Source organism: Hymenobacter lapidiphilus (assembly GCF_013377885.1).
Taxonomy (GTDB): domain Bacteria; phylum Bacteroidota; class Bacteroidia; order Cytophagales; family Hymenobacteraceae; genus Hymenobacter; species Hymenobacter lapidiphilus.
This window is the reverse complement of sequence record NZ_JABKAU010000002.1, coordinates 1-12,218: the sequence shown is the minus strand read 5'-3', so window position 1 is coordinate 12,218 and position 12,218 is coordinate 1. Positions and strand designations below refer to the sequence as shown.

General features: G+C 59.8%; 16 protein-coding genes. 6 read left to right on the top strand and 10 right to left on the bottom strand.

Going from position 1 to position 12,218, the window contains the following annotated elements:
• Positions 1–15: 15 nt before the first annotated feature.
• From HW554_RS01230 to ltaE, 3 genes are read right to left on the bottom strand one after another with little or no spacing between them, the layout of a single operon-like run.
• The gene (locus HW554_RS01230) at positions 16–678 is read right to left on the bottom strand and encodes a metallophosphoesterase (protein ID WP_176906537.1); all 663 of its coding nucleotides are present in this window, start codon (positions 676–678) and stop codon (positions 16–18) included.
• 56 nt (positions 679–734) lie between these two features.
• On the bottom strand, positions 735–1,997 hold the full coding sequence (locus HW554_RS01225; protein WP_176906536.1) for a cation:proton antiporter: 1,263 nt from the start codon (positions 1,995–1,997) through the stop codon (positions 735–737).
• 59 nt (positions 1,998–2,056) lie between these two features.
• Entirely contained in the window at positions 2,057–3,085 is a 1,029-nt protein-coding gene (gene ltaE, locus HW554_RS01220) for a low-specificity L-threonine aldolase (protein ID WP_176906535.1), read from the bottom strand.
• 101 nt (positions 3,086–3,186) lie between these two features.
• Here ltaE and HW554_RS01215 point away from each other — a divergent pair, with 101 nt between their 5' ends.
• Positions 3,187–3,357 (top strand): hypothetical protein, encoded by a 171-nt coding sequence (locus HW554_RS01215; RefSeq protein ID WP_176900016.1) that lies wholly within the window; start codon positions 3,187–3,189, stop codon positions 3,355–3,357.
• A 132-nt stretch (positions 3,358–3,489) separates the two neighbouring features.
• Here the strand turns inward: HW554_RS01215 and HW554_RS01210 are convergent, their stop codons facing one another.
• Positions 3,490–3,996: a metallophosphoesterase family protein gene (locus HW554_RS01210; RefSeq protein WP_176906534.1), complete on the bottom strand. Its 507-nt coding sequence runs from the start codon at positions 3,994–3,996 to the stop codon at positions 3,490–3,492.
• A gap of 261 nt (positions 3,997–4,257) precedes the next feature.
• On the opposite strand from HW554_RS01210, the gene HW554_RS01205 reads away from it, so the two are divergent.
• Positions 4,258–4,959 carry an NUDIX hydrolase gene (locus HW554_RS01205; RefSeq protein ID WP_176906533.1) on the top strand — a complete coding sequence of 234 codons (702 nt, stop codon included), beginning with the start codon at positions 4,258–4,260 and terminating at the stop codon, positions 4,957–4,959.
• A gap of 23 nt (positions 4,960–4,982) precedes the next feature.
• Entirely contained in the window at positions 4,983–5,465 is a 483-nt protein-coding gene (locus HW554_RS01200) for a hypothetical protein (RefSeq protein ID WP_176906532.1), read from the top strand.
• Between the two features lie 95 nt (positions 5,466–5,560).
• Here the strand turns inward: HW554_RS01200 and coaD are convergent, their stop codons facing one another.
• The 4 genes from coaD to HW554_RS01180 all read right to left on the bottom strand — a co-directional run bounded on the left by coaD (position 5,561) and on the right by HW554_RS01180 (position 7,945).
• Positions 5,561–6,025, bottom strand: coding sequence for a pantetheine-phosphate adenylyltransferase (gene coaD, locus HW554_RS01195; protein ID WP_176906531.1), 465 nt, complete (start codon positions 6,023–6,025; stop codon positions 5,561–5,563).
• Positions 6,026–6,114: 89 nt separating this feature from the next.
• Positions 6,115–6,999 carry a DUF3822 family protein gene (locus HW554_RS01190; protein ID WP_176906530.1) on the bottom strand — a complete coding sequence of 295 codons (885 nt, stop codon included), beginning with the start codon at positions 6,997–6,999 and terminating at the stop codon, positions 6,115–6,117.
• A gap of 71 nt (positions 7,000–7,070) precedes the next feature.
• On the bottom strand, positions 7,071–7,337 hold the full coding sequence (locus HW554_RS01185) for a hypothetical protein (protein WP_176906529.1): 267 nt from the start codon (positions 7,335–7,337) through the stop codon (positions 7,071–7,073).
• Positions 7,338–7,438: 101 nt separating this feature from the next.
• Positions 7,439–7,945, bottom strand: a complete 507-nt coding sequence (locus HW554_RS01180; protein ID WP_176906528.1) for an NUDIX domain-containing protein — start codon at positions 7,943–7,945, stop codon at positions 7,439–7,441.
• A 114-nt stretch (positions 7,946–8,059) separates the two neighbouring features.
• Between HW554_RS01180 and HW554_RS01175 the strand changes: the two genes are divergently transcribed.
• From HW554_RS01175 to HW554_RS01165, 3 genes are all read left to right on the top strand, one after another.
• Positions 8,060–8,494 carry a PaaI family thioesterase gene (locus tag HW554_RS01175; RefSeq protein ID WP_176906527.1) on the top strand — a complete coding sequence of 145 codons (435 nt, stop codon included), beginning with the start codon at positions 8,060–8,062 and terminating at the stop codon, positions 8,492–8,494.
• A gap of 149 nt (positions 8,495–8,643) precedes the next feature.
• Positions 8,644–10,068, top strand: a complete 1,425-nt coding sequence (locus HW554_RS01170) for an ATP-dependent DNA helicase (protein ID WP_176906526.1) — start codon at positions 8,644–8,646, stop codon at positions 10,066–10,068.
• A gap of 133 nt (positions 10,069–10,201) precedes the next feature.
• Complete coding sequence (locus HW554_RS01165) at positions 10,202–10,732, top strand: DUF1573 domain-containing protein (RefSeq protein WP_176906525.1); 531 nt, start codon at positions 10,202–10,204, stop codon at positions 10,730–10,732.
• 111 nt (positions 10,733–10,843) lie between these two features.
• On the opposite strand, the gene HW554_RS01160 is transcribed toward HW554_RS01165, so the two are convergent.
• Positions 10,844–11,221 (bottom strand): DUF423 domain-containing protein, encoded by a 378-nt coding sequence (locus tag HW554_RS01160; RefSeq protein ID WP_176906524.1) that lies wholly within the window; start codon positions 11,219–11,221, stop codon positions 10,844–10,846.
• 178 nt (positions 11,222–11,399) lie between these two features.
• Positions 11,400–12,065 carry a YggS family pyridoxal phosphate-dependent enzyme gene (locus tag HW554_RS01155; protein ID WP_176906523.1) on the bottom strand — a complete coding sequence of 222 codons (666 nt, stop codon included), beginning with the start codon at positions 12,063–12,065 and terminating at the stop codon, positions 11,400–11,402.
• Positions 12,066–12,218 lie beyond the last annotated feature (153 nt).

The following is a 12,218-nucleotide window of genomic DNA, read 5'->3' as shown; positions in this document are numbered from 1 at the left end:
GCGGGAGGTAAGCGGCTAATCCAGATCAATATCGAGCGGCGAGGTGGGCACTTGGAATTCGGCCAGCACCTCGCCGGCAGGGGAGAGGCGCACACCCGTCAGCCCCCGGTTCAGGTAGGCTCCGGTATCAACATACAAGGCGTCAGTAAGTGAGTCGAGCAGGATTTCACCGTCTGGGGTAGGGGTGTGGCCCACCACTTGGCGGCGGTTCTTCAGGGCCAGCAGTGGCCCGCGCCGCCACAGTACGCCGTCGGGGTCGTTGGGCTCCAGAGGCGTAGGCGTAGCGGCAAAGCCGGCGTGGCTCACTACAATCTGATCGTTGGTCCAGAATAGGGGCCGCTCGTGCAGCCAGGTCAGGTGCTCACGCAGCATGGCGGGCCGGCCCCGGTATTGGTCTACGGTGGTCTGGCCTCCCCAGCTTAGCCATGGCCGGTACGGACCGTGTGGGCCGTAGTGGCGCAGCATGCAGTGCTCATGGTTGCCCAGCAGAAACACCGTGCGGTCGGGGTGAGCGGCTTCCAGCTCGCGGGCCAGTGCCACGCACTCGGGTACGCCGTGGCCCCGGTCTATCAGGTCGCCTACCTGCACCAGCAGCTCCTGCTTCGGCTGCCAGTGCCGCAACACCGCCCGAAACGTGTGGTAACACCCGTGCACGTCGCCGATAACGAATAGGTTCATTGGTAAGCTGTTAGCTTTTTCTGTTGAACGAAAGCCGTAAGCAAACAGCTCAAACCTTAATGCATACCCGGTTCAGATGTCGTGCTGAGTCCCAGTTTCTTCACCAGCGGCCCAATGGTGAGGCCCTGCACGATGATGCTGAACACCACCACCACGTAGGTAGTGCCCACAATCAGGTCGCGCGGCATGGTATCGGGCAGCGACAGGGCCAGGGCCACCGAAATACCGCCCCGCAGGCCGCCCCAGCTCAATACCTTCAGCGTATTGAGGTCGAAATCGGTGCGCTTGCGCAGAAAGCTGAGCGGCAGGGATACCGAAATGACGCGGGCCAGCAGCGTGAGCACAATGGCAGCCAAGCCCACCAGGAGCACCGCCTTGCTGATGTCGAGGATCAGCATTTCGAGGCCGATGAGCACGAACAGAACGGCGTTGAGGATTTCGTCGAGCATCTCCCAGAACTTGTCGAGGTACTCGCGCGTCAGGTCCGACATGCCCTTGGAGCGGCCCTTGTCGCCCACAATCAGGCCCGCCACCACAATGGCCAGCGGCCCCGAGGTGTGCCAGGCCGAAGCCAGGGCGGTACCCCCCATCACCAGGGCCAGCGTAATGAGCACTTCTACCTTGTAGTTGTCGATGGTGCGCAGGGCCCAGTACGCGGCGTAGCCCAGCACCACGCCCAGAATAATGCCGCCCGCCGCCTCGCGCAGAAACAACTCGCCGATAAACGAGGCCGAGGCCTTATCGGTACCGTGCAGGGCAATCTGGAAGAGACTGATGAACACCACTACCGCAATGCCGTCGTTGAAAAGTGATTCGCCTACAATCTTGATTTCCAGATTTTTGCTGATGCGCGCTTGCTTGAGAATGCCCATCACAGCAATAGGGTCGGTGGGCGAAATAAGGGCCCCGAACAGCAGGCAGTAGATGTAGTCTATCCGGAAGCCCATCAGGGGCAGCAGGTAGTACATGCCGGTAGCCACGAGCAGCGTTGAGAGCAGCGTGCCCACTACCGCCATGGTGCCCACCGCCCCACGCTCCGCCCCTAAGGTGCGTACATCGACGTGCAGAGCGCCGGCAAAAAGCAGGAAGCTCAGCATCACATCCATGAGCACATCATGAAAGTCGATGCCGCGTACCAGCTCGCTGGCCGTAAGCACCCAATGCACTCCCAAGCGCCCCAGCCCGATGGCAATAAGCGAGGAAATCAGGGCCAGAATCATGAGGCCAATAGTGGCGGGCAGGCGCAGAAACCGGTGGTTGACGTAGCCAAAAGCGGCGGCTATTACCAGCAGCAGCGTAAGGGTATTATATAATTCCATGCAGATGAAAGAGGGAGAGCAAGGCAGTAAATGACGGGAATTCAGAACGAAACTACCAACTACTCCAACTCAGCCAGTGCCGTTTCCACCCGGGCCAGCATGGCGTCGTCGATGTCGAGGTGGGTTACGAAACGGATCAGCTGGGGGCCGAAAGAGGAAGCCCGGATGCCGTGCTGCTCCAGGTACGCCAGAAAATGCTCGGCGGGCATAGTGTCGGTAAGGCGGAAGATGACGAGGTTGGTTTCGACGGGCAGCACCTCGGTTACGTAAGGGCGGGCGGCCAGCGCCTCGGCCAGCTGTCGGGCGCGGCGGTGGTCGTCGGCTAGGCGGGCTACGTTGTGCTCGAGGGCATATAAACCGGCGGCGGCCAGGTAGCCCGCCTGCCGCATACCGCCGCCCATCACCTTGCGAATGCGTTTGCACTTCTCAATGTAGGCCGCAGAACCTAGTAGCACCGAGCCCACCGGCGCGCCCAGGCCCTTGCTCAGGCACACCGAAATGGTGTCAAACAGGCGGCCGTATTCGCGGCTGTCCTGGCCGGTGGCTACTAAGGCATTGAACACTCGTGCCCCGTCGAGGTGCAGGGGCAGGCGGTGGCGCTGGGCCACTTCGGCCAGCGCTGCCAGCTCGGGCAGCGCGTAGCAGCTGCCGCCGCCGCGGTTATGGGTGTTTTCAAGCGAAATCAGGCGGGTAATCGGGTAGTGCACATTTTCGGGGCGGATGGCAGCTTCCACCTGCGCGGCCGTCAGGCGGCCCCGGTCGCCGGGTAGCAGGGCCACCGAAGCGCCCGAATGGAAGGCAATGCCGCCGACTTCCCACAAATAGATGTGCGACGTCTGCTCGCAGATAACCTCGCTCATCGGCTCGGTATGGGCCTTGATGGCCACTTGGTTGGTCATGGTGCCCGAGGGGCAGAACAGGCCGGCTTCGAGGCCGAAGCGGGTGGCCGTTTCGGCCTCCAGGGCCCGCACGGTGGGGTCTTCGCCGTATACATCGTCGCCGACGGGGGCCTGGAACATGGCCTCCAGCATGGCGGGCGTGGGGCGGGTAACGGTATCGGAGCGCAGGTCAACGGTGGGGTGGGTCATGGAAGGTAGAAAAGGTAAAATCAGAGAAAGGTTTTCGGGTGTCAAATTTAGTCCTTACTTTTGCCCCTCAATTACCGAAAGACTTAACCGACCCGGAAAAAATGAGCGTTACCCGTCTGAAGCGGAAGCACCGCAAGAACATTGCCCGCGCCAACAACAAGCAGCGCATCATCAAGCAACTCCTCCTGACCCCCGTTCTGAAGAACGTGGACCTCGACGAGCTGAAGTCGCGCTTCGGCAAGAGCGAAGCCAAAACCGAAGCCGCCGCCTAAATCGCGCCGCCTCTGGCTGCCCGTATCCCGGTGTCGGTGGGTTTGCTAGCCAGCCTTTACAAAGTGCCTTCTCTACAGCAGAGGAGGCACTTTTTGGGTTGTTGAAATAGCGTGCAGCAGCGCGTGGGCTATTCATTCGCCCACGCCGCGCGGCCCCAGTTCTACGGCCTGCAGCTGCTGCACCTTGCCGCCCGCTACCTCGAAAAGCAGCAGCGTGCGCACTTTATGAAATCCGTGGCGGCCGGCCGCGCCGGGGTTCAGGTGTAGTAGCTGGCGGGCCTTATCGGGCATTACTTTGAGAATGTGCGAGTGGCCGCTGATGAACAAACCCGGCCGATGCTGATCTACCAGGGTGCGGCCGGCGGGGCTGTAGTGGCCGGGGTAACCGCCAATGTGCGTCATGAGCACCCGCAGGCCCTCCAGCTCGAAGCTTTGCACCAATGGCTGGCTCAGGCGCACGTCGCGGCCGTCGATGTTGCCATACACGCCCCGTAACGGCGCCAGCTGCTCCAGCTGCTCCACCACGGCCGCTGTACCGAAGTCGCCGGCATGCCAGATTTCGTCGCAGCCGCGTAAATGGTGCAAAATCCGGTCGTCGAGGTAGCTGTGCGTATCGGAGAGCAGGCCTATTTTTTTCATGGAGCGAAGAAAAGGCGAAAAGCCGGGATAGTAAAACGGGCTATTTGCCGGGCAATAGCGCTGGCTACGCACCGGGCACTATTCGGCACCTGAATCATCTGCGCCCCAGCCCTTTCCTTCCTGAGTTTCCTGGCATCCCAACCCAACCGGCTGCTTCGCGTATCTTGCCCGGCCCGGGGGCCTTTTCGTTTCCGGAGAAATATGCTGTGCTTTGCAGCCAGACGCATTCGTTTTCACACGCCTCCTGCTCACCCCGCCGAGATGAACGTTTTCATCAACGACATTCCGCTGATAATTAAAAAAAACAGCGAAAAGATTTACAAGCACAAGTACGACCTGATTCTGAATCCGGAAGACGAATTTTCGTCGAAGGACCTGATTGGCGACGTACTGGTGCGCGACGTGACCGATGGGTTCGTTGACCGGCTGCTGCGGCTGATGGAGGTAAAGAAGCTCAAGAAGCTGACCTCGCTCACGCTGCTGGCCCGCAAAAAAAAGCGCCTCATTCTGCACCTCAAAGACCAGTTCCGCATTGTGAAAGCGGCCGGCGGCCTGGTGGAGAAGGATGGAATGGTGCTCATGATTTTCCGTCTCGGTAAGTGGGACCTGCCCAAGGGCAAGCTCAAGCGAGACGAAGACCCGGCTCTGGGGGCGGTGCGCGAAGTGGAGGAGGAGTGCAATGTGAAAATCGAGCTGGGCGAAAAGCTGCCCAGCACCTGGCACTCCTACGCCTACAACGGCAACAAAATTCTCAAAAAAACGAACTGGTATACAATGCCCTGCCTCGATGATACGCTCATGAAGCCCCAAGCTGAGGAGTACATTGAGGAAGTGCGCTGGATGACGCCCCAAGAAGCCCTGGCCGTGCTCGACGACTCGTATGCCAGCATTGCGTTGGTGGTGCGGCACTACCTGAGCAAAACGGCCGGCCAGACGTCGCCCAGCCCTGAAAAAACAGCTTAACCCCCGCCTTAAACCTGTTCCCCATGCGTCCGAATCTATACTTTGCCCTGGTTCTTCTGGCTGCCCTCACCACTGCCTGCAGCGGCTCGCAGATAGCGGGAGAAAAAAGCGCGCCCGCTACTGGTAGCCCCGAAAGCGGCCGTAGCGCTTCCGTTGATGTACCGGCGCTGATGGGGCGCAACATCGACCAGTTGCGCCGCACGCTGGGTGCGCCCAAGGAAACCCGCGAGCAGGAAATAGGCCTGGAGCCCACGGCTGCCCAGATGAAAGCGACGCGGGGCCAGGACTGGATCAATACGTTTGAGCGCAACGGCACGACCCTAGTCGTAACCTTCGATGCCAGCAACCGCAAAGTGCGCGACATTGTACTGCTCGGCAGCGACGAAGAGCTGCTTATGCGCGAAGCCAACCTGAGCCTTACTTCGGCCGACTACCTGGTGTTGCCCGTTATGAGCCCAAGCAATAATGCCGAACTCATTGGCATGCGCGTAGTAGCCCGGCGCTAACGAATAGCCCAAACACTAACAGCCAACAGAAAAGCCGCCGGATTTCTCCTGAAAAGGAGGGAACCGGCGGCTTTTCTGTTGGCTGTTACACGGAGCTAGGCCTTAGGCTTCGGGAGGGAGAAGGGTACGAAATCGTCGACGTTGCCACCGAAACGGTGTATTTCGCGGATGATGGTACTGCTGATGGCGGCCAGGGTAGGCGAGGTGATGAGGAACACCGTTTCGAGGGCCGGGTTGAGGTGGCGGTTGGCCTGGGCAATGGTGTTCTCGTATTCGAAGTCGGTGGTATTGCGCAGGCCACGCAGTAAAAACCGGGCGTCTACCTCGCGGGCGAAATCGGCCGTCAGACCCTGGTACTCTCGCACCGATACCCGAGGCTCGTCGCGAAAAACATCCTCAATCATCCCAATCATCTGGTCTACGGGCAGGTAGCGCTGCTTGCTGCTATTGTTGCCGATGGCAATGATGACCTCATCAAATAGCGCCGTACCCCGCCGCACCACATCGAGGTGGCCGTTGGTAAACGGGTCGAAGGAGCCGGGAAACAGGGCGATGCGCATGGGATGAGGAGTTGATGTTCAGAAAGGAAGAAAGAGCCACAAGTGCAGATAATGCGTTGAACGCACCATTTCACCGCCCGCTAATTCAGCTACTCGCAGAGGTGTAAAGCAAACAGTTCGAAGTAGCGGTATTCGAACAGGTCGTTGAGGCGGTAGCTATAGGCCAGGTCGAAGGGGCGGTTGCCGAAGCGCAGGTGGCGGATGTACTTGCGCAGAATGGTGAACAGCTCCGAATCGTGCATCAGGTCGCCCCAGATAACCACCGGGTCCTGGTCGGGGTCGAGCTGCAGCTCCTGCATCACCAGAATAATGTAGTAAATCAGGTCTTCGGGCGTGCTGAAGGGATACACATTGCAGAGCCGCGGCTGCTTGCCCTGCATCACGAGCACCGTAAGCTGACCGGGGCCAATGCTGAGGTAGATGCGACTGGCCCCGCTGGCCTCGCTCTGCTGCACAACGCCCTGCAGCAGGGCGCTGGTGCGATGCACAAGCCGGCCGGCGGGGTAGGCCCGCCCGAACCAGTCGGTTAGCTCCCGGTCGGCCGCAAACACGCTCACGATGTCCAGCCCGCCATGGGCGTAGGCGTGTACCGACTCGTGCTCGGGGCTAAGGGCATGATGCAGGCCTAGGTAGGTGGCTTCGTCGCCGGGGCGGAAAAGGGCAGCGGGCAGTAGTGTGAAGGCCCGGTTATGCACGGCCAGCCGCACCCGGTGCCAGCCGCTACGGCCCAGCAGGTCGTGCTCGGCGGCCAGCGTCTCCAGCTGCTGCGCATAGCTAAGGCCGGCCTCGGGAGCGGCATACTCTTCCAGCACCAGAAATTTATTGCGTCGCGCATCGGCCACGCCCAGGCGCAGGCCGGCCGGCCCCGCCGTGATATACAGGTTGTAAGCAGACAGCTGCTCGGGGTCCAGCGTTTCGTCGCGCAGGCGGTGCAGGGCCGCCGGGGCCAGAGAAGCGGGAGCAGAAAGTGACATGGGCAGCAATAGGGGAGAAAGCAGAAAGCAACCCAAAGGTACACGACCCAAGCAAATCGGACTGGTTCGTTCTACGGACCAAGCCGAGCCAGTTCACTTGAATCTGCATAAGCACAGAAATTATAGGAGCCTACGCTGCGAACCTGTTGTTGCTCACGGTCGATGGAGAGCTGACGAACTAAAACTTGGTTAGCGGATTGACCATCAGCAAATCGCTCCTCAGCATCGTAAACGAGCCGGATAGTGTCAGCGCGCAGTTGAAAAGTGCCGCTAAACCGCTCGACTCCGAATGGAATGATGGTGAAACGCTGGTTTTTATAGAGAACCAAGGAGTGCAATTCGTCACCGGTGGTAAGTAGCCGGGGCGGTTCGCTGTGGCAAGCTATTACCGTCAGCACCAAAGCTCCCAAACATGCTTTAACCCCAGAATTATTTGCTCTCACTGAAACCGGATTTGCGGGATGAACACGTCGTCGGAGCTGATGAGGTCGCGCAGCACCGGATGCACCTGCCGGGGCAGCAATTGCCCCAGCTGCCGGGGGCTCACAAACTCCAACTGTGTCAGTAGCTGTTCGTCGGGGCCGTGCTCGGGGTCGCGGCCGAGGCGGGGCAAGGCGGCGGCGTCGAGCGGCAGCACCTCAAAAAACAACTCCAGCGCCTGCAGACCCGGCCCTTGGTATTCGTGCAGGTGCAGGAAGCGCCCTGTAGCTACGCTCAGGCCGGTTTCCTCCTCAAATTCGCGCTGCAGGCATTGCCGCAGGGTTTCGCCAAACTGCCAGCCCCCGCCCGGCGGCGACCAGAATGGCAGCCCATCGGAGAGCAGGCCGCGGTGAGCCGTGAGCAGCAGGGCACCCTCGCGCACAAGCAGGCCGCACACCCGCACCCGGGCCCGGCCGGCGTAGGCTTCCAACAGTTCGGTGGGCGGAGTTGTAGATAGAGCATCCATGAGCGCACAAAGCTACGGTATGCAGCCGTAACGCATGTGGCAGCCCGATATTTCGTTTGCCCGCTGCTCCATATAATGCGTTTCAAGCGCAACGAAAGTCCCAACTTTGCCCCCATGACATTCCCCGAATCTCCCGAGCCCCTCGAAGCCCTGCAAGCCCGCATCCGTCGTAAGCTGGTCCGCCAGCACTTCATGCACCACATCGGCGCCGACCTCACCCTCATAGAGCCCGGCCGAATCGAAGCCGAACTGGTGCTCGAAAAACAGCACCAGCAGCACACCGGCTTCGCTCACGGCGGCCTGGTAGCCACCATGGCCGACCTAGTGGCCGGTTTCGCGGCCGTTACGCTGGTACCCGAAGGCACAGGCGTAGTGACAGTGGAGCTTAAAACCAGCTACCTGCACCCCGGCGTGGGCCAGCGCCTGCGGGCCGTGGGCTGGGTGCTGAAAGCCGGCCGCCGCCTGCACTTCTGCGAGTCGGAAGTATGGTGCGACGATAAGCTAATTGCCAAAGCCACCGCGACCATGGCGGTCATCGAACCCCAATAATGTTTTCTGGCGCAGGCATCCAGCACGACGTAGGGGCGGGGCTTGTCCCCGCCCTCCGTTGAACGATTACCGTTGAAATGGTGCGAGTGGCGGGCGGGGACAAGCCCCGCCTCTACGTAGTGCTGTTATAAGGTATCTTTGCTGCACCTATGTTAACTGTCAGAACCCCGTCCGTCCGCGACTATTTTCCCTTCGAGCCCACGCAGGATCAATCTGCCCTGTTTCAGCAGCTCGATGGGTTTTTGAAGGATGATTTGCCGGGCCGCAAGGCGTTTGTGCTGCGGGGCTACGCGGGCACCGGCAAAACCACCGTGGTAAGCGCCCTCGTGCAGTGGCTGCACCAGATGGGCCGCAAATACGTGCTGATGGCCCCCACCGGCCGCGCTGCTAAGGTCATGGGTACCTACTCGGGCGTGGCCGCCAGCACCATTCACAAGAAAATATACCGCCAAACCAGCGGCCAGCCGGCCCAGGGCCTCACGTTTCAGCGCCAGCCCAACCGCGCCCAGGATACCCTTTTCATCGTCGATGAGGCCTCGATGATTTCTGACGAGAAGGCCTTTGGCTCGACTGGCCTGCTCGACGATTTGATGAGCTACGTGTTCGAAAAAACATCGAACCGCCTGCTGCTCATCGGCGACACGGCCCAGCTGCCGCCGGTGGGCCAGCTGCTCAGCCCTGCCCTCGACCCCGACCTGTTGCGCGACCGGTTCCGGGCTGAAGTAGGTTCGGTGGAGCTGCGCCAGGTGATGCGCCAGGCCGAGAAGTCGGGCATCCTGATGAACGCCACCGTGCTGCGCGAGGAGCTACGGCAGGCCGAGCCCAACATTCAGTTCTTTACCAAAGGCTACCCCGACATCTTTTCGATGGGTACCGACAAGCTTGAAGACGGCCTGCGCTGGGCATACAAGCACTTTGGCTACGAGAACAGCACCATCATCTGCCGCTCCAATAAAAACGCCAACCAGTACAACCAGTACATCCGCCGCATCCTGTTCGAGGCCGAAGACGAGATTGAGTCGGGCGACTACCTGATGGTGGTGCGCAACAACTACTACTGGCTCCCACGCGACTCCGATATCGGCTTTTTGGCCAACGGCGACTTCGTGCAGGTGGTCAAAATCATCCGGCTCACCGAGGAGTTCGGCTTTCGCTTCGCCGATGCTCGCGTGCGCCTCGTAGACTATCCCGACGAGCCCGACCTGGAAGTAAAGCTGCTGCTCGACACACTGCACACCGAAAGCCCCGGCCTGCCCGCCGACCGTAACAAGGCCCTCTACGAGGCTGTCAGCGAAGATTACAACCATCTCACTACCAAGAAAGAGAAAAGTGCCGCCCTGCGCAAAGACCCGTTCCTGAACGCGCTGCAAGTGAAGTTCGCTTACGCCCTCACCTGCCACAAGGCCCAGGGCGGGCAGTGGCAGGCCGTTTTCGTCGACCACGGCTACCTGAAGGAGGACATGGTGAACTCCGAGTTTGCCCGCTGGCTCTACACGGCCGTCACCCGCTCCTCAGAAAAGCTGTTCCTGCTCAATTTCAACCAGAAGCTGCTCGGCGACCCCGCCGAGGACTAATAGCACTGGTGTTGTCCGGTGAACTTCACTGGCTGCCGGCTACGTTAGGCAGCAGCAAGAGTGGCCTGAAACTTGGTAAGCACGCCTCAGTAGAATTTTCTGTACTTTCAACTGTCATTTACTCATCTGTCTTATGAAAAATGTTCTTTTTCTGGCTCTGTCGCTGTCGGTGATGGGTCTGAGCGCTCAGGCGCAATCCGTGAAGCCGGCCAATGCCCAGGCGAAAGTGGCTGGTGCGCAAATCCAGTTTGAGGAAAGCAAGTTTGAGTTTGGAGCAGTAAAAACCGGCGCTATCGTCGACCACACCTTCAAGTTCAAGAACGTGGGCACCCAGCCGCTGGTCATCTCCAACATCGGCGTTACCTGCGGCTGCACCACGCCCGAATGGACGCGCGAGCCCATCATGCCCGGTAAGTCGGGCACGGTGGTAGCCAAGTTCAACACGGCCGGCAAGTACGGTATGCAGAACAAAGTGCTCACCGTCGAGTCGAACTCGGTAGGCGGCAACGCCATGGTGGCTCTTGTAGGCGACGTGAAGGAAGAAGGAGCCGCCATGCAGGCCGCCCCCGCCAACGCCGAGTCGATGGTAGACCAGAGTGCGCCCGACGGTAAACAGAAATTGAAGATGGACGACAATAAAATCAAGGCCAAGAAGAAGTCGTAAGACGAATTCCTGCAAATAAAAAAAGGCGCTTCCCTCTAAGGTAAGCGCCTTTTTTGTGGCCATTAATAACTGTCAGACCAAAAGCCAGCAGCTGTCAGATTACAAGAAAGCCTAGAGTTGCCGGGCCGCCAGCAATAGCATAATCCAGCCGGCAATGAACAGCACGCCGCCGATGGGCGTAACAGCGCCGAGCTTGGTGATGCCCGTCAGGCACAGCACGTAGAGCGAGCCGCTGAAGATGAGGATGCCGCCCAGCCACAGCCAGGCCACAGTACCCAGGCTCTTCAACTCGGGCCGCATCAGCAGTAGCAACCCAATGCCCAACAACGCCAGCGTATGGAAAAACTGGTAGCGCACGGCCGTTTCAAAGGTTTCGAAGCGTCCGGATGCCTCCAGCATCTTCCGCAGCCCGTGCGCCGCAAACGCCCCGATGCCCACGCTCAAGGCGCCCAGCAGCGCCGCCAGTTGAAGGATGAGTTTAGCAGTCATAGGAGTTAGTTTTTGGTGAGTGATGAACGGGCAATAAAACCTCGTCATGCTGAGCAAGGCGCAGCCGTAGTCGAAGCATCGCTACCGCAATGGTAAAATCAACGACAGGGTTACTGCTGCAGTAGAGATGCTTCGACTGCGGCTGCGCCTTTGCTCAGCATGACGTGTCCTGGTATTCCTACCGGCGCCCAAAAATAGCGCTGCCCACCCGAATCAGGGTGCTGCCTTCTCGCACGGCCAGCGGATAGTCGGCGCTCATGCCCATCGACACCTCTTTAAAGGTGGGCTCGTCGGCGAAATACAGGCTTTTGAGCTTGTCGAAGTAACCGCGCAGTTGCCTGAACTCGCGGCGTACCTGGTCCTCGTCGTCGGTGTTGGTGGCAATGCCCATTACGCCGGTCAGGCGCACGTGGCGCAGGGCGCGGTACTCCTCGGAGCGCAGGATTTCTTCGGCCTCGGGCAGCGTAAGGCCGGTTTTGGTATCTTCGTCGGCAATATGGAACTGGAGCAGCCCCTCGATTACCCGATCGTGCTTGGCGGCCTGCTTCTCCATTTCGAGTAGCAGCTTCAGGCTATCCACGCTCTCAATGGTATGCACGAAGCTGGCAATGTACTTGACCTTGTTGGTCTGCAGCTGCCCGATGAGGTGCCACTGCACGTCGGTGGGTAACTGAGGTTGCTTTTCGGCCATTTCCTGGGCCCGGTTCTCACCAAACAGCCGCCCGCCAGCATCGTAGGCCTCCTGCAGCAACTCTACGGGGTGGGTTTTGGTAACGGCTACCAGCCGGGCGTTGGTGCCGGCCAGGGTTGCTTCGATGCGGTGGAGGTTTTCGGCAATAGACATGCGGGCAAGTTCGGGGTTTCGGGGCGAATGGAAGCGGGTGGGGCTTAACGGGCGTGCCGAAAGCTGGTACTCCTTAAGTAACCTGAGAAGCGGCTGTTGTGTTGGAACCGGCTTGGCTCTGTATGTTTATGTATCGACTATGGCGGGGTATAA